Origin of the sequence: Stenotrophomonas maltophilia (assembly GCF_006974125.1) — a bacterium.
In the GTDB taxonomy this organism is placed as follows: Bacteria; Pseudomonadota; Gammaproteobacteria; order Xanthomonadales; family Xanthomonadaceae; genus Stenotrophomonas; species Stenotrophomonas maltophilia_O.
On sequence record NZ_CP037858.1, the window covers coordinates 603,353 to 625,700 of the forward strand.

At 66.6% G+C, this 22,348-nt stretch carries 21 protein-coding genes; 4 read left to right on the forward strand and 17 right to left on the reverse strand.

Going from position 1 to position 22,348, the window contains the following annotated elements; genetic code table 11:
* Nucleotides 1-44: 44 nt before the first annotated feature.
* A complete protein-coding gene (locus EZ304_RS02745) occupies nucleotides 45-1,205 on the reverse strand; it encodes an amidohydrolase family protein (protein ID WP_142806201.1) in 1,161 nt (386 codons plus the stop codon).
* A 184-nt stretch (nucleotides 1,206-1,389) separates the two neighbouring features.
* Between EZ304_RS02745 and EZ304_RS02750 the strand changes: the two genes are divergently transcribed.
* Entirely contained in the window at nucleotides 1,390-2,031 is a 642-nt protein-coding gene (locus EZ304_RS02750; RefSeq protein ID WP_142806202.1) for a hypothetical protein, read from the forward strand.
* Between the two features lie 9 nt (nucleotides 2,032-2,040).
* Here the strand turns inward: EZ304_RS02750 and EZ304_RS02755 are convergent, their stop codons facing one another.
* Both EZ304_RS02755 and EZ304_RS02760 read right to left on the reverse strand, forming a co-directional pair.
* Entirely contained in the window at nucleotides 2,041-2,688 is a 648-nt protein-coding gene (locus tag EZ304_RS02755) for a hypothetical protein (protein WP_260678214.1), read from the reverse strand.
* Nucleotides 2,689-2,792: 104 nt separating this feature from the next.
* A complete protein-coding gene (locus tag EZ304_RS02760; protein WP_142806203.1) occupies nucleotides 2,793-5,519 on the reverse strand; it encodes a TonB-dependent receptor plug domain-containing protein in 2,727 nt (908 codons plus the stop codon).
* Between the two features lie 217 nt (nucleotides 5,520-5,736).
* Here EZ304_RS02760 and EZ304_RS02765 point away from each other — a divergent pair, with 217 nt between their 5' ends.
* Entirely contained in the window at nucleotides 5,737-6,336 is a 600-nt protein-coding gene (locus tag EZ304_RS02765; RefSeq protein ID WP_099604049.1) for a GNAT family N-acetyltransferase, read from the forward strand.
* On the opposite strand, the gene EZ304_RS02770 is transcribed toward EZ304_RS02765, so the two are convergent.
* Nucleotides 6,333-7,112 carry a CDP-diacylglycerol diphosphatase gene (locus EZ304_RS02770; RefSeq protein ID WP_142806204.1) on the reverse strand — a complete coding sequence of 260 codons (780 nt, stop codon included), beginning with the start codon at nucleotides 7,110-7,112 and terminating at the stop codon, nucleotides 6,333-6,335. The genes EZ304_RS02765 and EZ304_RS02770 overlap by 4 nt on opposite strands.
* 68 nt (nucleotides 7,113-7,180) lie before the next feature.
* Nucleotides 7,181-7,837 carry a decarboxylase gene (locus EZ304_RS02775; protein WP_142806205.1) on the reverse strand — a complete coding sequence of 219 codons (657 nt, stop codon included), beginning with the start codon at nucleotides 7,835-7,837 and terminating at the stop codon, nucleotides 7,181-7,183.
* 171 nt (nucleotides 7,838-8,008) lie between these two features.
* On the opposite strand from EZ304_RS02775, the gene EZ304_RS02780 reads away from it, so the two are divergent.
* Complete coding sequence (locus EZ304_RS02780) at nucleotides 8,009-8,305, forward strand: hypothetical protein (RefSeq protein WP_005413768.1); 297 nt, start codon at nucleotides 8,009-8,011, stop codon at nucleotides 8,303-8,305.
* A 97-nt stretch (nucleotides 8,306-8,402) separates the two neighbouring features.
* On the opposite strand, the gene EZ304_RS02785 is transcribed toward EZ304_RS02780, so the two are convergent.
* From EZ304_RS02785 to EZ304_RS02825, 9 genes are all read right to left on the reverse strand, one after another.
* Nucleotides 8,403-9,287 (reverse strand): hypothetical protein, encoded by an 885-nt coding sequence (locus EZ304_RS02785; RefSeq protein ID WP_142806206.1) that lies wholly within the window; start codon nucleotides 9,285-9,287, stop codon nucleotides 8,403-8,405.
* Between the two features lie 82 nt (nucleotides 9,288-9,369).
* On the reverse strand, nucleotides 9,370-9,978 hold the full coding sequence (locus tag EZ304_RS02790; protein ID WP_142806207.1) for an SMI1/KNR4 family protein: 609 nt from the start codon (nucleotides 9,976-9,978) through the stop codon (nucleotides 9,370-9,372).
* Nucleotides 9,979-10,070: 92 nt separating this feature from the next.
* Entirely contained in the window at nucleotides 10,071-11,777 is a 1,707-nt protein-coding gene (dld, locus tag EZ304_RS02795; protein WP_142806208.1) for a D-lactate dehydrogenase, read from the reverse strand.
* Nucleotides 11,774-12,913: an FMN-dependent L-lactate dehydrogenase LldD gene (gene lldD / locus EZ304_RS02800; protein ID WP_010485059.1), complete on the reverse strand. Its 1,140-nt coding sequence runs from the start codon at nucleotides 12,911-12,913 to the stop codon at nucleotides 11,774-11,776. The genes dld and lldD overlap by 4 nt, the downstream gene beginning before the upstream one ends.
* A gap of 4 nt (nucleotides 12,914-12,917) precedes the next feature.
* Nucleotides 12,918-13,682, reverse strand: coding sequence for a transcriptional regulator LldR (lldR, locus tag EZ304_RS02805; protein ID WP_012480578.1), 765 nt, complete (start codon nucleotides 13,680-13,682; stop codon nucleotides 12,918-12,920).
* 53 nt (nucleotides 13,683-13,735) lie between these two features.
* Complete coding sequence (gene lldP / locus EZ304_RS02810) at nucleotides 13,736-15,394, reverse strand: L-lactate permease (RefSeq protein ID WP_099553209.1); 1,659 nt, start codon at nucleotides 15,392-15,394, stop codon at nucleotides 13,736-13,738.
* A 224-nt stretch (nucleotides 15,395-15,618) separates the two neighbouring features.
* Nucleotides 15,619-16,071 carry an MgtC/SapB family protein gene (locus tag EZ304_RS02815; protein ID WP_005410036.1) on the reverse strand — a complete coding sequence of 151 codons (453 nt, stop codon included), beginning with the start codon at nucleotides 16,069-16,071 and terminating at the stop codon, nucleotides 15,619-15,621.
* Between the two features lie 127 nt (nucleotides 16,072-16,198).
* Nucleotides 16,199-16,957: an SDR family NAD(P)-dependent oxidoreductase gene (locus EZ304_RS02820; protein WP_142806209.1), complete on the reverse strand. Its 759-nt coding sequence runs from the start codon at nucleotides 16,955-16,957 to the stop codon at nucleotides 16,199-16,201.
* A 146-nt stretch (nucleotides 16,958-17,103) separates the two neighbouring features.
* Entirely contained in the window at nucleotides 17,104-17,358 is a 255-nt protein-coding gene (locus EZ304_RS02825) for a hypothetical protein (protein WP_142806210.1), read from the reverse strand.
* Between the two features lie 45 nt (nucleotides 17,359-17,403).
* Here EZ304_RS02825 and EZ304_RS02830 point away from each other — a divergent pair, with 45 nt between their 5' ends.
* A complete protein-coding gene (locus EZ304_RS02830; RefSeq protein WP_142806211.1) occupies nucleotides 17,404-18,357 on the forward strand; it encodes a helix-turn-helix transcriptional regulator in 954 nt (317 codons plus the stop codon).
* Nucleotides 18,358-18,524: 167 nt separating this feature from the next.
* Here the strand turns inward: EZ304_RS02830 and EZ304_RS02835 are convergent, their stop codons facing one another.
* The 3 genes from EZ304_RS02835 to EZ304_RS02845 form a co-directional block, all read right to left on the reverse strand.
* Nucleotides 18,525-20,435 (reverse strand): CocE/NonD family hydrolase, encoded by a 1,911-nt coding sequence (locus EZ304_RS02835; protein WP_142806212.1) that lies wholly within the window; start codon nucleotides 20,433-20,435, stop codon nucleotides 18,525-18,527.
* 152 nt (nucleotides 20,436-20,587) lie between these two features.
* Complete coding sequence (locus EZ304_RS02840; protein WP_142806213.1) at nucleotides 20,588-20,974, reverse strand: DUF4440 domain-containing protein; 387 nt, start codon at nucleotides 20,972-20,974, stop codon at nucleotides 20,588-20,590.
* The gene (locus EZ304_RS02845) at nucleotides 20,974-22,332 is read right to left on the reverse strand and encodes an MFS transporter (protein WP_142806214.1); all 1,359 of its coding nucleotides are present in this window, start codon (nucleotides 22,330-22,332) and stop codon (nucleotides 20,974-20,976) included. Before EZ304_RS02845 ends, EZ304_RS02840 begins: the two co-directional genes overlap by 1 nt.
* Nucleotides 22,333-22,348: the final 16 nt, after the last annotated feature.

The window sequence follows — 22,348 nt, forward strand, 5'->3', positions numbered from 1 at the left end:
ATGAACGAGACCACGCGATGGTGCCATCCACGCATGGCGTGGATCTAGAGCCAGCGACCATCAACCACCACCCGGCGCTCCACCGGCACCGCAGCCACTGCGGCCGGGCCGTGGTCGGCGCGCACCGCCACGAAAGTGGCCGGCAGGTCTTCGGCAATACCGTAGCGCGGTAGACCGATCACCTGCGCGGCATGGGTGGTGACCATGTCCAACGCGAGCATCAGGTCGGCATCGGTGTAGAAGCCCGAGCGATAGCCGAGCAGCATCGCCCGCTGCAGCAGGTCGCCATTGCCATACGGCCACCAGCAGTCGCGGATGTTGTCGTTGCCTGCGAACACGCGCACGCCGGCATCATGCAGCGCGCGCAAAGGCGGGAACGGATGATCACCCGGCGCGTTGCTCATGATCGCTACGCCCGCCGTGGCCAGTGCCTCACCCACCTGCAGCGCGCGCGCCAACGGCACGTCGCCCAGCGAGTAGGCATGGCTGACGGCAACGCGCCCCTGCAGGCCCGCGGCACGGGTGCGTGCTGCGATGCGCAGCAGCTGGGCCAGCCCGGTTTCACCGGGCTCGTGCAGGTGGATGTCCAGCTGCACGCCATAACGCTCGGCCAGGCCGAACAGCAGCGCGAGCTGGCCTTCGGCATCGCCATCCAGCGTGGTCGGGTCGATGCCACCCAGTACCTCCACGCCCGCTGCGATGGCCTGCTCGAGCACGGCAGCGGTGCCCGGGCAGGACATCACCCCGGCCTGCGGAAACGCCACCAGCTGGATCCGCATGATGTCGGCGCAGCGCAGCGCCGCCTCGCGCACCGCTTCGAGATGGCCGAGACCGGTGCTGGCGTCGATATCGACATGGCAGCGCATCGCCACCGTACCGAACGCACTGCACTGGCGGATCAAGGCCTCGGCACGGTCCACCATCGGTGCCGCACCCGCCACCGCCGCCTTCTCCACCGCCAGCCGCTCACGCAGGCTGTTCACCGGCTGGTGCGGGTGCCAATGGTCGCCGACGAAGCTCTTGTCGAGGTGAATGTGGCCGTCGACCAGCCCGGGCAGCATCGTGAAGCCCTGCAGGTCGACGCATTCCGCCCCTTCGGCCGGCGCGGCCTCGCCGTTGAAACCACTGATGCGACCGTCGTGGATATGGAAATGCAGCGGCGCACCGTCGCGGTCAACCGCGCCATGGACGAACTGAAGCGTCATCGGAAACTCCCGGAAAGCCAAGTCATGGCGCCATCCTGCGCGCTGGCACTGCCATCGGCCAACGAAATATCTGGATGCCACACATTCACCAGAACGATGAACACCCCTGCGACAACCGGTCACAGCCACGCCGTGCACACGCCTGAACGGGTACCATAGGCACCTGTTTCCGTTGTGATGCCGCATGGGCCCGTCCGACCGCCACGATCGTCTCCGCCGCTGGCAGGCCGCGTCCCTGCTTGCTGCTGCCCCGATCGCCAGCCTGTCCGCCACTGATACGGCCGCCACCGCGCCGCTGCAGGCGCCACCGGGCCAGCAGCGCATCGCCCCGGCGGCGCTGGTCGAGCGCCTGCACCAGCGCGTGCTGTCCGGGCAGAGCGCCACCGCCACGCTGGAACACTGGTGCGCCGAGCACGGCCTGGCCGAACAGGCGCGGGTGCGTGCGGTGCGCGTACACGGCCAGGACAAGCCCGCGCCCACCGACGTGCTGCAGGCGCTGGGCGCGAAACCGGGCACCGAACTGCGCTATCGCCGCGTGCAGCTGGTCTGTGGCAGCCGCGTGCTGTCCGAGGCCGACAACTGGTACCTGCCCGGCCACCTCAGTCCGGCCATGAACCAAGTGCTCGATACCACCGATGAACCCTTCGGCCGGGTGGTCGGCCCGCTCGGCTTCAAGCGCCAGACGCTGGCCGATCAGACCTTCTGGCCGCCACGCGGTGAAGGCGACCAGGGCGTCATCCTGGAAGTTCGGGCCCTGCTCCGCGACCGCCAGCAGCAGCCTTTCAGCTACGTCATCGAGTCGTACCTGCAACAAGCGCTGCCCTAGCTGCATGTGTCACCGGTCAGGGCCCCACTGCGCGGTAATGCTGTTGGATGCCGGGTCCACCGAGAATACGAAGCGCCCACCATGCTGATCCCTGCCCCACGTCATCGGCGCAGTGGCCAGGCTGTAGACCGGGGCACCCTTGTCCATACCGATCGCCTCGGACCAGGCACTGAAATCCTCATCGGTACGGCTTCGTATCTCGCCGACACACAGGCTGTAGCCACAGGCGAAAGACACCAGCGTGCCACCGCTGCCGATGAGCCGGGTCGCTGCCGCCCTGTAGAGCCGGGTCAGGTCCTGCACTTCCGGGTGGCCCGCCGCGTCCCGCTCGAACTGGCTGATCGCCTGTGCAAAGGCGTTGTCCGAGCCAAGGACCACGTCGCTCTTTTCCGTCGACAGTGCACCTTCCGTCAACAGCATGCGCTCACCCTCGAGGAAGTGACCCTCCGCATCCGCAGGCCCCTGCTTGGCCGTCACCCGCATCGATGCCGTTTGCCCGTGTGTTGAGCCCGCATCGGCCGTTGCGTTGGGCTGGGACGGCACGGGCGCGGCACTGGTCGCGTCCGCAGCCTCGTCCACGCTGGCCGCCTGCTCGCTGCTGCAACCGGCAACGGCCAGTACGGCAATCACACTCCACATCCTGACATCCATGCGCATCCTCCTCCATGTCTCGCCACAGCATGCCACGTGCGCGACGGCTACACGGATGCGCCGCACAAAGAAAAGCCCGGCAATGCCGGGCCTTTCGTTCGCCTGCCGGATCAGCGGAACCGGTAGTCCAGCTGCACCCAGTACTGGCGGCCATACGGGTCGTAGTTGCCGACCGGGTAGAACGGCCAGCCGCCACCGTTCCTGTCCGCCGGCGGGCGACTGTCACGCAGGTTGTTGACGATCACGCCCACCGACAGGTTCTCGCCGAACTGGCGGAACACGCTGGCGTTGTACGTCATGTACGGCGCGATGCGGCCACTGCCATCGGTCTTCGGCAGCGAGCCGAAGCGGTTGCCGTACAGCGTGGTGGTCCAGTCACCCTGGTTCCAGGTGATGCTGCCGTTGGCCTTGCTGCGCCACTGGTAGTCATCCAGCGAATTGCGGATGTCACGCTCCGGATCATCGGAGAACTGCCGGTACTTGTGCTCCAGCACCACGGTATAGGCCAGGCGCGTGGTGAAGCGGCCATAGCGGCCGGCATCGAAACGCCAGTTGCCCTTCAGGTCCAGCCCGCGAACCGATTCAGAGGCGGCGTTGATCGGGTTGATCAGCACACGGGTCACCTGGTCCGGCTGCACCGTGGCATTGGACGGGTTGCGGATCACACGCGACAGCGCGTCCTGGCACAGCGGTGAACCGATATCACGCGCCTCGCCGCCCAGCGTCTTTCCCAGCCGGCAATCGGCCTCGTCACGCAGGATGCGGCTGGTATCGAGGCTGGTCACCTCGTTGTCGATGCGGATGTCGTAATAGTCGGCACTGAAGTCCAGGCCGGCCAGCGGCGACCAGACCACGCCGAAACCATAGGACTTGGCCGATTCCGGCTGCAGCTGCGCGTTGGCACGGTTGCTGTAGTCGATCGACAGGCCGTTGTAGTCACAGTTGTCGTACGACTGGCCCGCAGTCCGGCAACGCCAGTAGTCGGTCATGCCAGGGTTGTAGCCGCGGGTCTCGGTCGCGAACACGTAGTTCATGTCCGGCGCACGGAAGCTGGTGGCAGCCGTACCACGGATCAGCAGGCTCTCGATCGGGCGGAACTCGACGCCGAAGCTCCAGGTTGCCTTGCCGATGTGCTCGCCACCGGCACGGTACTGGTCATAGCGGCCGGCCAGGGTGGTGGTCAGCGACTGCAGCAACGGCAGCTGCAGCTCCACGCCGGCAGCATAGCGGTCGCGCTCGCCACCGGCACCGATACCGGCGCTGGTGTTCCAGAACTCGCCGGTGCCCAGGCGCGGGTCCGGGCGATTGCGGTAACCCTGGCTGCCGGCCTCGACCACGGCGGCCAGCGCGGCATCGCCACCGGGCAGTGCGAACAGCCGGCCGTTGACGCTGGCGCTGAAAGTCTGCAGCCACGCCGCGTTGCGGCTCTCCTGGTAGCCGGACAGGTCCTGGTACTCGTTCGGGCTCAGCGGCTGGAACAGGCGCGCCGGGTCCGGCGCATAGACCTCTACGCCATTGCGCACGCCCAGCTTCGGGCCAAGCAGGTATTCATTGATGCCGGCCAGCAGCACCGGGCGACGGGTGCGGTTCTCGTAGCGTGAGCGGCTGTAGACCGCTTCATAATCCCAGCCACTGTCACCGATCTGGCCGCGCGCGCCGACGTTGAACGACCAGGAATTTTCCAGGAAACGGTTGGCATTGCGCGGCAGGCCACCGATTTCCTCGGGTGCAAAGCGGCGGTACCAGCTTTCCAGGTTGCCGGTGGTCTGGTTGTAGAAGTAATTGCGGGCCGAGGTCCAGGTGGGCGCACGGGTGTTGTTGGTGATGCGTGCGCTGCCCACGGCCAGATCGGCGAACAGGTCGGTGGTCTCGTTGACGTGGAAGGTCAGCAGGCCGTAGCCGTTGAGATTGCGCTTCTCAGTCTGCACCGTCCAATAGCTGGCGGCGGCCTCGTTGCTGCCGCAATACCAGCCCTGGCGCGGGTTGAAGGCGCGGAACACGCTGCCGCCATAGATGTCCGACGCCGCGTCGCAGCCATTGACGCCCGGATCGATGTTGCGGCCGGTGGCAGCGTTGCGGCGATACGCGATCGCGGTCGCCTGCGGCGCCTTGCCGGTCGGATCGTCCTCCAGCGAATCCATGAAGTCGCGCTGGCGCGCATGGATCGCCTTGCGCACGTCGAACTCGATACCGAACAGGGCATCCCAGCGCTCGCCGGAACTGCCACCGACCACCTGCGCGCGCTGGTTGTCGCCACCGCCCTGCTGGGTGCCGCCGGCGCGCACGTTCACGTCCACACCTTCAAAGCGGTCCTTGAGGATGATGTTGACCACGCCGGCGATGGCATCCGAGCCGTACACCGCCGACGCACCGGCAGCCAGCACCTCGATGCGCTCGATCAGGGCGCTGGGAATGTTGGCCAGGTTGACCACGTTCACCGAGCCTTCGTAGGCCAGCGGGTAGTCGGCCTGGCGGCGTCCGTTGACCAGCACCAGCGTGCGGTTCGGGCCAAGGCCGCGCAGGTTGATGGTGTTGGCCGCCGGAGTGAAGGTGTTGCCGAAGTCCTCGCCCTGCACGTTGCCGGTGTTTTCGGTCAGGGCGCTCAGCGCGTCGAACGCATTGCGGTAGCCCTGCGCGTCGATCTGCTCGCGGCTGATCACGGTCACCGGGGACGGCCCTTCGACGCTGGCGCGCGGAATGCGCGAGCCGGTGACCTTCACTTCCTGCAGCGAGGTGGGTGCGCTTTCCTGCGCGAAGGCCGGCAACGAGACCAGCATCAGGGACGACAGCGCGAGCACCAGCGGACGCGGGCGCAGCGCCTTGTGAGAGGCGGACATGGGCTTCCTGGGGGAGTTGGGCGGGTGGTACGGGACCGGAGGCGTGCGCGGCACATAACGATCCCGTAACGAAAGTGTCCTGAATGGGTGGTTTCAACGGAAATGACCAGCCCTGATGGCCTTATGCCTGAACCGAATCAGGCCCCGCCCGGTGGTCGTCGTGTTTTTGCAATCTTTTGAATGGTCTGGCGAACCGGGCGTTGCCATCGTTCCGGGGATGATGACCCCGTACCCCACATCCCTCCTCCCCCCTTTGCGCCCTGTGTCGCGCCGCCATCTGCTCCAGCTGCAGGTGGCGCCGGTCACCCTGCGCCCGTTCCAGCGGGCCGACCTGCCGGCCTGGCGCCTGTTCGACGACCGACGCCGGCGCGGTCGGCATCTTCACCCTGGCCTTGACGAAGAAGCACGTTTCCTCGCCCACATGCACCGCTCGCGCCTTGAGCAGGACAACGACCAATTGATGCTGGGTGTTTTCGATGACCAGCACGGGACCGTGCTGGACCAGTTGCACGTCCGCCTGCATTCGCTGCACTCGCGCTGCGCCGAGCTGCTGTCACTGCAGCACTGGCACGCGCACACCGACGCGATGCTGCACGCACTGTGCCCGTTCCTGTTCGAGGATGTCGGCCTGCACCGCCTGTTCGTGATGCTGCCGCCGGACTGCAGTGACCCGTTCGCCACTGCGCTGCACGCCTTCGGCTTCGAGCAGGAAGGCCTGCTGCGCGACCATCATCTGGATCTGGATGGCTGGCAGGATCGCAAGCTGCTGGCGCTGACCGCACCGGTCTGGCGCAGCCGCCAGCAGCCCCAGGGTTAGCGGACCCGCTCCAAGGAGTCGCTTGCGCCGGTCAACACCGAGCAGGCGTGGTCCTGCAGCTCTTCGGCGCTGGCCTCATTGCCGGTGCCGGCGTCCACACGGGTCGCCAGCAGAATGAAGCCCGGGCCGCCCTGCACGGCGTCCCGGCCGGCCACGACCAGGCTCCACTGGCCCACGTCGTCCACGCCAGCGAGGTCATAGGCCAGCAGATTGAGCGGATTGGCGGTCAGCTCCGCGCCCGGCAGCAGCCGGGCCCGGTACTGATGGCCGCGCAGCAGTACCGGCAGTGGCGCCCACCGGGTGCCCAAGGCACCGGCATGTGCATCCAGGGCCTGCAGCACATCGGCGCGCAGGCAGTCGACATGGATATGCAGCTGGTGCTGCGAGCGGCCATGTGGTGAATTCAGCGCCAGGCTGGCGACGCTGCGCGGCAGTGGTTGGCCCAGGGCCCGTTCGGTGTGGCTGCGTGCCTGCCAGGCTGCGGCAAAGTAATTCGGCGCACCGCGCTGGTACAGGGCGAGGTTCTCGATCCCGCTGACCTTGTCCAGCGGCATCAGCAGGAACTGATAGTCGCCGTGCGCGTCCTTGACCAGCACATCGCGGCGGTCCGCAGCCGTCTCCACGCGCAGGCAGTCGCCGCGTGGACCTTCGGCGCCCCGGCAGTCACGTTCGATCAATCGCCACAGTGCATCGGAATGCGCCGGCGGCGGCGGTGGAGCGCTGGCACAGGCGGACAACAGCAGCAGGGATGGCAGCAGGAAGGGGCGCAGGGACACGGCAACGGCTCACGGAACAGGCACGGCAGACGGCGCCGCGCCGCATTCTAGCCAATGGAGTGCTGCAATCAGTAAGTGCCGAACGGCACTTCAACCACGATCGGGGCGGCGCCCTCACCTGTCTGCAGGGTGTAGCGATCCAGCGCGCCATCGTCATCGGCATGCGGCTGGCGCTGGAAATGCAGCGGGTAGCGGGTGTCCCCCAGGCGCACGGCACTGCCGTCGGCCTCCAGTGCGGCACCTTCCGGAATCAACAGCCCGCCCAGGTCGCTGTAGGCGCCCGGCACATCGGCGAAGCTGTAGTCGGCCAGTTCGTCCACCCGTTGCATCGCGTAGACGTGCGGAACATAGGGGCGTGCCGGGCTGCGGCCATTGCTCAGGTCGGTCACCCAGGCCTGCGGCAGGTGGTACTGCTCGCGCAGCGCGGCCACGCCCAGCGACGGACTGGCCACCTGCAGGCAGCACACCGCGCGCTTGCCCTCACGGTCGACAATGGCGAATCGATCACCGCGGGTGGAGGCCTGCGGCAGCATGGCAAAGGCGAGGTCGCGCTGGGCCGGCGTGTAGCCGGCCTCGGTCTGCAGGTTGCGCCAGGCGCCGAATACCGGGGTTTCGACCGGCGCGGGTTCCGGATCGGCAGCGGAGGCGGCAAACGCCATGCCCAGCATGGACAGCGCCAGTGCCATCATCGTCCTGCCCTTGTCGCGGAAACTGCCTGCCGTCATACCGTGTCCAACGCCTGCGCCGGAAAGGCCCGGCCTGCCCGCTGGCGTACTGCCAGCCATTCCTCCCACTATGCAATGACCACGCTGTGCCGGCAATGACCGGGGCGCTGACGCCTTTCGCACGCTCGGTGCTATCGTTTCCGCCATCTTCCCCTGCGCAGGAGCGCTCGCATGTCTGCATTCCGTCTGTCCCTGTTGCTGCCGGCCTCTGCCCTGCTGCTGTCGGCCTGCGTCAGCACCCCTGGCCCGGAAGTCAAAGGCAGCGGCCGCTGCGACGCCAGCCAGCTGGGCTGGGCGATCGGCCAGCCGGCCAATGAGCCCAACATCCGCCGCCTGTCCCGCGAGAGTGGTGCCGGCCTGGTCAACCCGATCGGCCCCAGCACCATCACCACCAAGGACATCCGCCAGGACCGCCTGCGCGTGTTCGTGGACAAGGACAACATCATCACGTCCACGCGCTGCGAGTAAGCGCCGCCACGGGCTTCTGTAGAGCCGAGCCCACGCTCGGCTCCTCTCTGGTCGGGCCACGCGGGAACCCGAGTCGAGCATGGCTCGACGCTACATTTCAGGGTTCGGTATAGCCGGCGCAGTCCGGCAATTCCTGGTCCGGGTGGAACATGCCCTCGCGGAAGTGGAACAGCCGGGTATAGGTGCATGCCGGATCCTGCTCGCTGCGCAGGTCCTTCTTCTTCAGCGGCCCCTTGGCCAGCGAATCCTCGAAGCGCGAAACACCGGCCGGGAACCGGGTCGCCACGGTCTGGTAGCGCAGCACCGGCATGCCCCCGGCAACCGTATCCAGCGCAAGCTTTGCCGAGAACCCGTACTCGTCGTGGCAGGCACCTGCGCGCTGCTTGATGTCCTGCTCGCTGAAACAGGCGCGGATCATCGCACTGCCCAGCCATGGCACGGTCAGCACGTCGTCGTCCACCTGGATGTCGTCCTGCAGGTGGCGCACGCGTGCCAGCTGCAGCGTGGACGCGTCGGCACCTCCACCGGAGTACATGGCGCTGAACGTGACGATGCCACCCACCAGCACATTCTGGCGGGCGCGCTGCTGCGGATCGGTCACTGGTTCATCGCTGCCCACGCCTGGGGCAAGCCGCACGATCCATGGCCACAGCGACAGCTCGCTTTCCTGCGGCACGTCGATGCTGACGCGATAGCTGTGGGGCTTGCCTTGGCCCTGCACCTTTTCCAGCACCTCAAGCATGGTGGGCCGGTCACCCTCCTCGGAGACCGGCTGCACGCGCACGCACCAGTTGCCGTCCCGGGTGCAGTCATAAAGACCCGACGGTCCAGTCTCACTCGCGATCAGCACCTGCCCCAGCGGCTCCATCACATTGCCGGCGGCATCGCGCTGCTGCGGCAGGATCGCGCTCTGGGCCAGCGCCAGCAGCGGGGTGGCCAGCAGTGCAACGCACAGGGTGGCGCGGGCGGCAGCGGTGGGCATGGAGGAGATTCCTGCTCGTGGAATCCAGATGGTAGCGCAGGAGTAACAGGACGATCGCGACCAGTCAGAACGGCGCTCCCAACTACGCCCCGCCAGCAGTCCGGAGAATGGCCGGGGGAGCGAAGCCGTCATCAGTTGGCGACTCGAGATTCTCACCATCCCAGCTTGCCTGACTGATCCACTCCACAGCCTTTTCAGCGAACTCAGCGAAAGTGGGAGCGAGAAGGTACTTGGTGTCTTCATCTGCACCAAAGGCAATCATCTGTCCTTCAGCACCGCCAATGTCGGGATCGAAATCCAATCCCATGTGATTGCCGCCACCATCGTGAGTCAGCGGTATCCAACGCGCATTGGTGTACATCGGCTTCACCACCCCCGCGGGACTCGCCTTCATGAACTCCGCGCAGTCCTCGTTCATGCCGTCGGCCTCGATCTCACGCCAACCGCGCCACTGCCGCCTGATCTCCATGGACGAGAGCATCTGACTACCGAACAGAAGCCCTACCCCATCCTGGCCATCGTGAATCATCAGCAACTGCCTTAGCAGATCTGGCAAAGCGACTCCAAGCTGAGCCTCCAGTTCAGCCAACTCGCTTTCGGAGGCTCCCGGCCGCAACTGCACTTCATCCAGGCAACTCTTCTCATGAAGCGACGCTTTGATGGACGCCCATATCTGATCGGCACTCTGCATTGGTTCTGTATCCGTCTCGGCCAAGACCTCAGCCTAGTGCCAACCCGATCAGTGAGGAATGCAAGAAATCCGGACTTTCGGAGAGTGCGCCGCTAGTGCCCACTACAGTCGCAGCCACCCCAGCCCTTGGCTTTCGAGGTCTGGCCGATGCCCGGATTGAACGTATTGCTCGGGTCCAGCTGCTTGTAGAACCCGGCCAGCGCCGGCTTGGCCGGGTACAGGTGGCCGACGTTGTGCTCGGCCGGATACTCGGCGCCGCGCTGGTCCAGCAGCGCCCACATCGCGTGCTCGATCGCCATCGGGTCTTCGCCCTTGCGCGCGATGTAGTCCTGGTGGAACACGTGGCACAGGAAGTGCCCGTAATACAGCTTGTGCAGCAGGCGGTCGTCGATATCGGCCGGCAACTGCTCGAACCAATCGGCATCATCTCGGCGCAGGGCAATGTCCAGCGCCACGATGTCCTGCACCTGCTCGCGATGCACTTCGCGGTAGCGCACCGCGGCACCGGCCACGGCGAAGCGATGCAGGAACGCCTTGCGCCCCTCCTCCGCCGTGCAGTGGAAAAAGCCGCCTTCGTGCCCGGCGAAGAAGCCGCGCAACCAGGCCTCGGTTGCCGCCGCGTCCTGCGCGGAGACCTTCAGCAACAGGTGATGCTCGTAGCGCTGGCGGAATTCACCCATGCGCTTGGGCAGGTGCGAGGGCAGCAGGCCGGTCAGCACCTGCATCACCCGGTCGGTCACCCCGCGCAGGCCGAGCCGTTCGAACCAGCCATCGACGCGGCTCTTCAGCGCGAACGCGGCCGGCACGCGCGCGGTACCGAGGCGATCGATCAACAGGAAACTGTCCTTGCCGTAGCGCTCGCCAATGTCATAGGCATCGCGGTGGATGTACTCACCGGCAATCGGCAGGCGCTCGAAGCCGGTCAGCAGCTGGCGCCGGATCGCAGTGAGGCTGTCGGTGCGGTTGCTGCCGATGTAGAAGACCTCGGCGGCCTCCTTTTCAAAGGTGTCCAGGCGCACCGCGAACACCGCCAGCTTGCCGGCCGAACCGGCAGCTTCGAAGTGGCGGCTGGGGTCGGCGTTGAAACGCGCCGGCGTATCGGCATCGACCCTGCGCACTTCCTCGGCGTAGCGTGGATCGGAGGCGGCGCGGCCATCGCCGTCACCCACGTCGCCAGCAGCATAGTCGCCGGCCTGCAGGCGCTGCAGGATCTGCTCGGGCGTATCACCCAACGCAATGCCCAGATGGTTGACCAGCTGCAGCTGGCCCTGCGCATCGACCTGCGCATACAGCGCCAGCTCGGTGTAGGCCGGCCCACGGCGCACCAGCGCACCGCCGGAGTTGTTGCAGATGCCGCCCAGCACCGAGGCGCCGATGCAGGACGAGCCGATCACCGAATGCGGCTCACGGCCCAGCGGTGCCAGGGTCTGCTCCAGGCGGTCGAGCGTGGCGCCGGGCAGGCACAGCACCTGGCGGCCTTCGTTCAACAGCTGGATGCCGGTCAGGCGCAGCGTGCTGACCAGCACGATCGGCCGCCCATAGTCGTTGCCATCCGGGGTCGAGCCGCCGGTCAGGCCGGTATTGGCCGCCTGCAGGATGATCGCCGCCCCACCCTGCACCGCCGCCTGCAGCACGCGCCACAACTCCAGCAAGGTGCCCGGGCGCACCACCGCCAGCACCGGGCCGTCGCCGAAACGATAGCCACGGCGGAAGCGGCGCGTGGCCTTGTCGCCGGTCAGCACATGGCGGCTGCCGACGGCGTCGCGCAGCTGTGCCAGCACGGCATCGTGGCCACTCATGGCAGGCTGACCAGCGAATCGCGGCCGATGTCGGCGATGCGACGCGCGCCGGTCAGTGTCATCGCCACGCGCATTTCCTTGGCGATCAGGTCCAGCAGGTTGGCCACGCCGGCCTCGCCCTGCGCGGCCAGTGCATAGACGAAGGCACGGCCCAGCAGCACGGTGTCGGCACCCAGCGCCAGCATGCGCACCACGTCCAGGCCGGTACGGATGCCCGAATCGGCGAGAATCTTCAGGTCGCCCTGTACCGCATCGGCAATCGCCGGCAGTGCGCGCGCGGTGGACAGCACGCCGTCCAGCTGGCGGCCACCGTGGTTGGAGACCACGATGCCATCGGCGCCGAACTTGACCGCATCGCGCGCGTCATCCGGGTCGAGGATGCCCTTGATCACCATCGGGCCCTTCCAGAATTCGCGGATCCACTCCAGGTCCTTCCACGAAATGGAGGGATCGAAGTTGCTGCCCAGCCAGCCGATATAGTCCTCCAGCCCGGTCGGGTTGCCACGGTAGGTGGAGATGTTGCCCAGATCATGCGGGCGGCCGAACAGGCCCACGTCCCACGCCCAGTGCGGATGGGTGATGGCCTGGCCGATGCGGCGCAGCGAGGCATTCGGGCCGCTCATGCCGGAGTGTGCATCGCGGTAGCGCGCGCCCGGCACCGGCATGTCCACGGTGAACACCAGGGTGGTCACGCCGGCGGCCTGCGCCCGCTCCAGCGCGTTGCGCATGAAGCCACGGTCGCGCAGCACATACAGCTGGAACCACATCGGCCGCTGGATGGCCGGTGCCACTTCCTCGATCGGGCACACCGATACGGTGGACAGAGTAAACGGGATGCCGCGGCTGTCGGCCGCGCGCGCCGCCTGTACTTCACCACGCCGGGCATACATGCCGGTCAGGCCGACCGGCGCCAGCGCCACCGGCATCGCCAGTTTTTCGCCGAACAGCTCGGTTTCCAGGCTCAGGTCGGACATGTTGCGCAGGATGCGCTGGCGCAGCGCGATGTCGGACAGGTCGGAAACGTTGCGCTTCAGCGTGTGCTCGGCATACGCGCCGCCATCGATGTAGTGGAACAGGAACGGCGGCAGCCGGCGTTGCGCTGCAGCACGGTAATCGGTGGAGGCGGAGATGATCATGGGGTCAACCGTGTGGGGAAGGTAGACGCGAGGCCCGCGCACGCCGGGCTTCGTTGTCATCGAGGGTGCGCAGCGTGGTGTGCACGAACTCGAGGTGGGCATGCGCGGCGGCGCGCGCGCGTTCGGGGTCGCCGGCCAGCACCGCATCCATCATCTCGCGATGCTGGTCGGACAACGGCGAGAAGGTCCTCGCCGAGGTGTAGAGCTTTTCGCGGCTCTGCGAGATGTTGGTCTGCAGCAGTTCGAACAGGCCACGCATCACCTGCAGCAGCACCAGGTTGTGCGAGGCCTCGGCGATGGACAGGTGGAAGGCCGCGTCAGCCTCCGCTTCACCGGTGGGGTCGTCCTTGCCGTGCGCGTCCATCATGGTCTGGAAGGCCTGCGCGATGCGCGTGCGGTCCTCGTCGGTGGCACGCAGCGCTGCATGCCAGGCAGTGGCACCTTCCAGCGCGTGGCGGATCTCCAGCACGTCGAAGCGGTATTCCGGGTCGCCCTGGAACAGCGGCAGGTAGGGCGCCAGTGGTTCGTCCAGCGCCTGCCGCGCGCGCGCCGCAGGTTCGGCCACGTAGGTACCGCCACCGACGCGTGCGGTCAGCAGGCCCTGGCTGGCCAGCTGCGCGATGGCCTCGCGCAGCGCGGTGCGCGAGACCCCCAGCTGCACCGCCAGGGTGCGCTCGGCCGGCAGCCGGTCACCCGGCTGCAGCCGTTGTTCCTGCACCAGGCCGCGCAGCTGTGCGGCCACCTTGTCGGAAATACGTTGCGTGCTCATGGCGCCATTGTGGCCCGAAGCGCGCAGTGGGTGGTCTGCTGGCCGTGCATGGCTCAGGGAATCATCCAGGTCAGCCAGTAGGCCTGGGCCAGGGTGATCAGGCCGACCATGGTGGTGAAGATCAGGCTGTGCTTGACCGTGAAACGGAACAGGTCCGATTCCTTGCCGGCCAGGCCGACCGCCGCACAGGCAATGGCGATCGACTGCGGCGAGATCATCTTGCCGGTGACACCACCGGTGGTGTTGGCCGCTACCAGGAGCACGTCGGACACGCCGATCTGCTGTGCGGTGGTGGCCTGCAGCGCCGAGAACAGCGCATTGGACGAGGTATCCGAACCGGTCAGGAACACGCCCAGCCAGCCCAGGAACGGCGAGAAGAACGGGAACGCGTCGCCGGTGTGCGCCAATGCCAGCGCCAGCGTTGCCGACAGACCCGAATAGTTGGCGATGAAGGCAAAGGCGAGCACCATGCCGATCGAGTAGATCGGCATGCGCAGCTCCCGCACGGTTTCGCCGAAGGTGTGCAGCGCCGAGCGGGCCGGCATGCGCAGTGCGATGATCGCGATCACCGCCGCGAGGATGATCGAGGTGCCGGTGGCCGAGAACCAGTCGAATTTGTAGACCGCCTCGTAGCTGAGCGGTGCGTCCACGATCGGCGGCATCTTCTGCACCATCTGGTCCAGGCCCGGCACCGGGATCTTCAGCACCCAGCCTTCCAGTGGGCCGCCGGCCGCGAACAGCGACTTGAACGGCTTGATGCTCCACAGCGTGACCATCGCGGTGAGGATCAGGAACGGCGACCACGCCTTGGCGATCTGGCCGACGCTGTAGCGCGGTGCCTCCAGTGCCTGTGCGGCCGCCTCGGCGCTGGTTTCGGTATCGAAGCGGAAGATCCGTACCGGCTTCCAGCGGCGCAGGAACAGGGTCAGGCAGACCAGCGACGCCAGCGACGCGGTGATGTCCGGCAGTTCCGGGCCGATGAAATTGGAGGTCAGGTACTGCGCGATGGCGAACGAGCCACCCGCAACCAGCACCGCCGGCCAGGTTTCCTTGATGCCGCGCCAGCCATCCATGATCGCCATGATCCAGAACAGCACGATGATGGTCAGGAACGGCAGCTGGCGACCGGCCATCTGGCCAATCTCGAATGCATCCAGGCCGGTGACCTGCCCGGCCACGATGATCGGAATGCCCATTGCGCCGAACGCCACCGGCGCGGTGTTGACGATCAGGCACAGGCCGGCGGCATACAGCGGCTTGAAACCCAGCCCGACCAGCAGTGCCGCAGTGATCGCCACCGGTGCACCGAACCCGGCCGCACCCTCCAGGAAGGCACCGAAGGCGAAGCCGACCATCAGCATCTGCAGGCGCTGGTCTTCGGTCACCGACAGGATCGAAGCGCGGATGATGTCGAACTGGCCGGTCTTGACCGAGACCTTGTAGAGGAACACCGCGCCGATGATGATCCAGGCGATCGGCCACAGGCCGTAGACGAAGCCGAACCCGGCCGCGCCCAGCGCCTGGCTCAGCGGCATGCGGTAGAACAACAGGGCCACGCCAAGCGCGATGGCCACGGTGATGGTGCCGGCCAGCCAGCCCTTCATGCGCAGCACGGCCAGGGCAATGAAGAAGAACGCGATCGGCAGCAGCGCGATCAGGCTGGACAACCACAGGTTGCCGGCGGGGTCGTACAGGTGTTGCCAGGGCTGCATGAAGACTCTCGACTGGATGCGGAAGATGCCCCACCGCAGGCGGTGGATCGCCGTGGCCGTCGATTATTGGTCGTACCAATAATGAGTTCGATCAGACCACTTGCAGCGGATTTAACCGCCACTCCGACGAAGAGCCTATTAGACCATAGGGCTAGACGACATATTGGTACGACCATTGGGGTCACCACGGTAGTGCCGGCCGCTGGCCGGCAACTCGGGATTCCCTACGAAATCCGCTTCTCCAACCGCCGCATCACCGCCAGCACCAGCACGCACAGCACGCTCACCCCGATGGCAATCACGTATTTGCCGATACCCACGGCGATCCCGATCGCTGCGGCCATGATCAGCGAGCTGGCCGTGGTCAGGCCGCTGACCTGATCCTCGCGTGACCCACGCAGGATGGTGCCGGCGGCAACGAAGCCGACACAGGCCACCACCGCTTCGATCAGGCGCACCGGATCGACCTGCAGCAGGTCGCGGTAGCGCTCCTGCTGGAAATGTTCGGCCACCGAATCGCCGAGGCCGACGATCAATGCGGCAGCCCCCGCGATCAGCATGTGCGTGCGCAGACCGGCAGCGTGCTTGCCCATCTCGCGCTCGACGCCGAGTACGCCGCCGAACAACATGGCTGCGGCCACGCGCAGCAGGATCGAGACATCCTGGGTGAGTTCCATGGGCAAGGCTCCGGGATTTTCCCGGAGCGTCGCGCGGCGATCGTGGGACAGGGGTGAAGGCGATGGCACGCCTTCTTCACCGCGCGCTTTCATCCACGCATGGCGTGGATCTACTGACCGCATTCGCTCACTGCGCGAGGTAGCCACCATCGATGGCGTAGTACGCGCCGGTCGCGAACGAAGCGTCGTCACTGGCCAACCAGGCCACCAGTGCTGCCACTTCTTCGGCCGTACCCAGCCGCTTCAGTGCATGCCGCCCTTCCAGCGTGGCGCGTACCTTTGGATCCATTTTTTCCAGCAACGGTGTGCTGATGAAGCCCGGGCCGACCGCATTGACACGGATACCGTCGGCCGCGTATTCCCAAGCGGCGGTCTGGGTCAGCCCGACCACGCCGTGCTTGGCTGCAACATACGCGGTGGAGCCGGCATAGCCCACCTGGCCCAGAATCGAGGCCATGTTGATGATGCTGCCACCCGTGCCGGCCGCACGCATGGCCTGGATCTGCGCACGCTGGCACAGGAACACGCTGGTGAGGTTGACGTCGATGACCCGCTGCCAGCCATCGATCGGATAGTCACCGCTGCTGGCGGCCGGCCCACTGATGCCCGCGTTGTTGACCGCGACATGCACACCGCCCAGCTCCTTTACCGTGCGCTGCACCGCCGCCTCGACGGCGGCATCGTCAGTCACGTCCAGCGCGATGCCGATGGCCTGTGCACCGCTGCCCTGCAGCCGTGCCACCGTGGCATCCACTGCGTCCTGTTTCAGGTCCCATACCGAAACGCGCGCACCGGATGCGGCAAGGGTCTGCGCGGCCGCCAGGCCGATGCCGGATACACCGCCAGTCACGATCGCGGTCTTGCCGGTGAGCTGGTAATCGATCATCTGCATTCTCCTTCTGTGGGGGTATCGATGCGGCGTGTCGCCGCGAACCCCACACGCTACGCCTTCATCCGTGATGACCCGGCAGACAGCGCGTCCACGGCTGATCGTTCCACGCGTAAAACCTCAACTCCAGTTGATGTATGGAATTACGTACGGATATGCATGCAAAACGCTGGCGTATGTTCAGCAGCATTTTCACTTTGGCCGTAATCGTCAATCGTTTTGACCATCTCGAAATCAAATGCAGATGAATCAAGGCGACAATGGGAAACGTTTCCAGTTTCTTCGACACACTCATTCCAATCTGGCGTTTCCCCAGCCATCCAGCGTGCCATCGCCACCGCATCGCAGCGGGTCCGCACAGGCCACGACCGGAACTGCATCTGCAATGCAGAGCGCATGGGCGAGGTACTGCCAGCGTCCACCTCCTGCGCACGTGCCGAGCAATGTCCCGATACTTCACTTTTGCCGATTACCGCCGCTTCGGCCACCGCCACGGCTTTGACTACCGCGCTGACCCCGAACACCTGCGCGACGACCAGTGGGCGGGCCATGGCGAAGTCAACGAGCAGTTCCTGCGCGGTGGCATGAGCCTGATCGCATCCGACGTCCACAATCGCTTTCCATACGTCGCCACTGCCCAGCAGAGTCCCGGGCTGGCCATCCGCGTGATGCTGCAGGGGCAGGTGGATGTACGCATTCCCCGGCGCAGTGGCTTCACCCTGCGCGCGGGCACTGCGATGACCGCGCACCACCGCGAACAGGTCGAAATGACCGGTGCACATCCCGGCGAAACGCGCATGCGCGGCGTCAGCGTGATGGTACCGGCGGAGATCGATCCGGATCTGTTCCAGCTGCCGCAGCTGCACACGGCGCTCAGCACTCACCTGGAGTGCCGCCACTGGGCGATTCCGCATACCCTGCTGCCGGTACTGGGCCAGTTGTTCGACAGCCCATGGGAGGACGGCATCGATGCGCTGTGGCGCGAGGGCGTAGCCCTGCAGCTGCTCGCCGTTGGCCTGCAGGCCGAGGATCTTCAGACCGAACAGGTGCGCACCCTGCGTGCCGGCCAGCGCGAACGGCTGGAGCGCGTGCGCGCCTACCTGCATGATGACCCAAGCCATGCCCACAGCCTGGTCGAACTGGCGCAGCTGGCCTGCATGAGCCCGAGTTCGCTGCGCCGTCATTTCGCCCAGCAGTATGGGAGTTCGGTATTCGATTATCTGCATGAGCAGCGCATGCGCCATGCCGAGCAGGGCCTGCGCGAAGACGGCTGGACGGTCGAGCAGGCCGCCGCCGCCAGTGGTTACCGCCACCCCAGCAACTTTGCCGCTGCATTCCGCAAGCGCTTCGGTCTGGTGCCCAGCCGCTGGCGCACGGGCCCCTCGAAGGTGGGCTGAAGGCCTGTGCCCTGGCAGGTGTCGATCTTGGTCGATCGGCATACCATGGCCCAGCCTTGGTAGGTGTCGACCCTGGTCGACACGCTCCTGCTTCATCGCGGATACCGGCCAGCGGCCGGCACTACCGCAGCCGCCGGGCATCGCGCACCCGGCGGATCTCACCAACCTCAGTACACCGGCAGATCGATGTAGCTCGCCTGCGCCGCGCTATGCCAGACCCGCTGCGTGGCCTTCTGGTAATCGCCCGGCTTGGCCAGGTAGACATTGGGCACGTAGGTCTGCGGGTTGCGGTCATACAGCGGGAACAGGCTGGACTGCACCTGCACCATCACCCGGTGCCCCTTCTGGAAGGTGTGGTTGGCGTTGGGCAGGTCGAAGCGGTACGGCAGCACCTGGTTCGACGCCAGCGGCTTCGGATCGCTGAAGCTCTCGCGGTAGCGGCCGCGGAAGATCGCCAGCGACACTGGCAGCTCGTAGCCCCCCATCTCCGGCGTGGACGCTTCCTGGTCCGGATACACGTCGATCAGCTTCACCACCCAGTCGCTGTCGGTGCCACTGGTCGAGGCCTGCAAGTGCACCACCGGCGCGCCGCCGATGCGCAACGGCGCGGTCAGCGGTTCGGTGATGAAGGTCAGCACGTCCGGACGACCATCGACAAAGCGCTGGTCCTTGACCAGCCAGGTGGTCCACATGTCGCGGTCACCGAAGCGGACCGGCCGCGGCACGAACGGCACCGGCTTGGCCGGGTCGGACACGTATTCCTCGAAGTCGCCCTCGCCCGCCGCCGGCGCCTGGAAGGCCAGCTTGCCGCCGGCGCGCAGGTACAGCGGCTTGCTGCTGGCAGCACAGCCCTTGTCACAGCTGCGTGGCCAACCCTTCAAGCGGTCCCAATGGTTTTCGCCAGTGTTGTAGATCAGCACCGGCGGCGTATCAGCCTTCGGCGCGCCGTCCACCAGATACTGGTCGAAGAATGGCTTCAGCACATCACGGCGGAACTGAAGCGCGGTATCGCCATCGAACTTCAGCGCGCCCAGCTCGCTGCCGCTGTAGTTCACCTGGCTGTGCCGCCACGGCCCCATCACCAGGTAATTGCGGTTGTTGCCGCTGTCGCGCCCTTCCATTGCCTGGTAGGCGTGGTTGGCGCCCCACATGTCCTCCTGGTCCCATAGGCCCTGCAGCCACATGGTCGGGACCTTCAACGGTGTCTTCGCCATCACCGCGTCCAGCGCCTGGCCCTGCCAGAAGCCGTCATAGGCCGGGTGCTCGACCAGCTTCTTCCACCAGGTCAGCTGGTCCACGCCGGTGAAGCGCGCGTAGTCGCCAGCCGAACCGATGCGCAGGAAGGTGCTGTAGTCGTCGTAGCCGAGGCTGGGCAGCGGCGTACCCTTGCCGCGCTTCTCGGTCTGCATCGCGAAATAGTTGAAGTTGACCTGGCGGAACGCGCCGTAGTTGAGCCAGTCGTCACCCATCCAGCCATCGACCATCGGGCTCTGCGGTGCCGCCACTTTCAGCGCCGGATGCGGATCGGTCAGTGCCATCACCACGGTGAAGCCCTCGTACGACGAGCCGAGCATGCCGACCTTGCCATTGCTCTCCGGCACGTTCTTCACCAGCCAGTCGATGGTGTCCCAGGCGTCGGTGGAGTGGTCGACTTTGGTGTTGTTCAACGGCCCGCGCAACGGCCGGGTCATCACATAATCGCCTTCGGAGCCGTACTTGCCACGGATGTCCTGGAACACGCGGATGTAACCGCCGTCGACGAACACCTCGTCGCCCTGCGGCAGCAGGTCGCGCATGCGCGGCGAATCACTGCGGCTGGCGCGGCCAGCGGCATCGTAAGGAGTGCGGGTCAGCAGGATCGGCGCGTTGCGGGCGCCCTTGGGCACCACGATCACCGTATACAGCCTGGTGCCATCACGCATCGGCACCATCACCACGCGCTTGTCGTAGTCACGACCGACATCGGGGGCAACGAAGGGCTTGCCGCTGATGTCCGGGGTCATCGGCGGGGTATCGGCGGCCAGCACAGTGCTGGACAGGCAAAGGGCAATGGCTACAGCGACGGCACGCACACGCATGGACAACCCCTCCCGGCAGGAAAGCCTCAAGCCTACTCCTGCCTTGAGCCGTGAGGTGTGTGCGCGCTTTGCATTCTGCGGTGGATGCGGGCAGGACTGATGGCACATGTGCCTGCCGTGCCTCTGCGCTCGCCAGCGGCCGGCACTACCGGTCAGGCCACCGGCACTTCATGCAGCGCCAGCCAGCGCCAGCGTCCCTGCTCCTGGCGCAGCACCGCCAGCGATTCGCGCCATGTGGGCTGGCCGCCATCGACCGAATGGCCTTCGCGATAGCGCAGTACCGCCAGCGGTGACGGCGCCTGGACCGCCTGCACGGCCTCGATGGAAATCAGCAGCCCCGGACGCGCGCCATGGCCGCCCTCAAACAGCGCCTGCACAGCCGGCCGATCCAACCGGCGCCCGGCGATGCCGACCATGCTGAAGTCCGCGCAGAAATGCGCCATCAGATGATCCAGCGCATCCGCACCCACCTCGGCCCGGAACCAGACCTGTAGTTTGTCATGCAGGTGGTGGATTTCATGTTCTGCGGTGGTAGCCATCAAGTGTTCTCCGGTTGCGAAAGGGTGATCCTCTGCGGCCGACGCAGCAACGCCATCGGCAACAGGGTCAGTACGGCGGCCAACCCCAGCGCCACGCCGGTGGCGCGGGCAGGCAGCCACTGCATGGCCAAGGCCAGCAGCAACGCAATGGCGGCAGTGCCAAGGCAGAAACTGAGCTGGCGATTGAGATTCCAGAGAGCGCTGGCATCGCTCAGCGCCTCACCTTCCACGCCATGGAAGGCGAGCGTCTGCGCAGTGCTGCTGCACAGGCTGCCGCCGGCGCCCATCAGCGCGAACAACAGCGCGGCCAAGGTGAAGGCCGGCTGCGGCAACAGCGCCATCAACAGCAGGCCGCTGGCCTGCAGCAGCATGCCGGCGCGCAGTACCGTGGCCGGGCCGAAGCGGGCCAGCAGGCGCTTGCTGACCGTGATCGCAATGGCCGAGGCCAGCGCCCAGGGCAGCATCAACGCGCCGATGCGTGCCGCGCTGTAACCGGCCTGGTGCAGCTGCAGGGTACTGACCAGCTGACTGCCGATGAATACACCCGGCACTGCCAGATACACCAGCATCGCCAGCCGCAGCCCACGGTGGGACAACAGCGACCAGCGCAGCAGTGGCTGCGCCTGCCGACGTGCATGCCGCAGGTGGGCCGCCGCCAGCAGCAGTGCGACCAGCAGCAACACGGCACCTGCGCCACGATGTCCGGACTCGCCCAGCCAGGTCAGCGCCAGCAGCAGCGCGCCCAGCGCCAGCATCGCGGTGGACAGCGCATAGGCCTGCAGGCGCGGCGCACTGCGCGCGCCATCGGCCGGCATCCAGGCCAGCACCAGGCCGATCGCTACCACCGCCAACGGCAGGCTGGCCCAGAGCACGCCGCGCCAGGACAACCACTGCACCAGCAGGCCGCCCAACGCGGGCGCCAGCGCCGGCACCAGCAGCGCCACCAGCAGGATGCGCCGGGTCAGCGCGCCACGCTGCCCGGGCGTGCACTGACGGTAGGCCGCCGCCTGCGCCACCGGAATCAGCAGGCCGCCGGCCAGCCCCTGCAGCAGGCGCCAGCCCAGCAGCCAGCCGATCCCCGGTGCTGCGCCGGCCAGCGCAGCGGCAACCGCGAACAACAGCAGCGCCACAAGCAGCAGACGACGCTCGCCACAGCGCGCGGCCAGCCAGGGGGCCAGCGGAATCACCACGCTCAGGCCCAGCATGTAGGCGGTGCCCACCCAGGCCAGGGTGCTGATGTCAGCGTGCAGTTCCGCGGTCAATGCCGGATAGGCCACCGTGGCGATGAACATGTTGACCAGGTCCAGGGCGAACACCAGCAGGAAGATCGCCTCATGGCGCAGGCGGGGGGACGGCATCGGCGGCGCTCCAGCA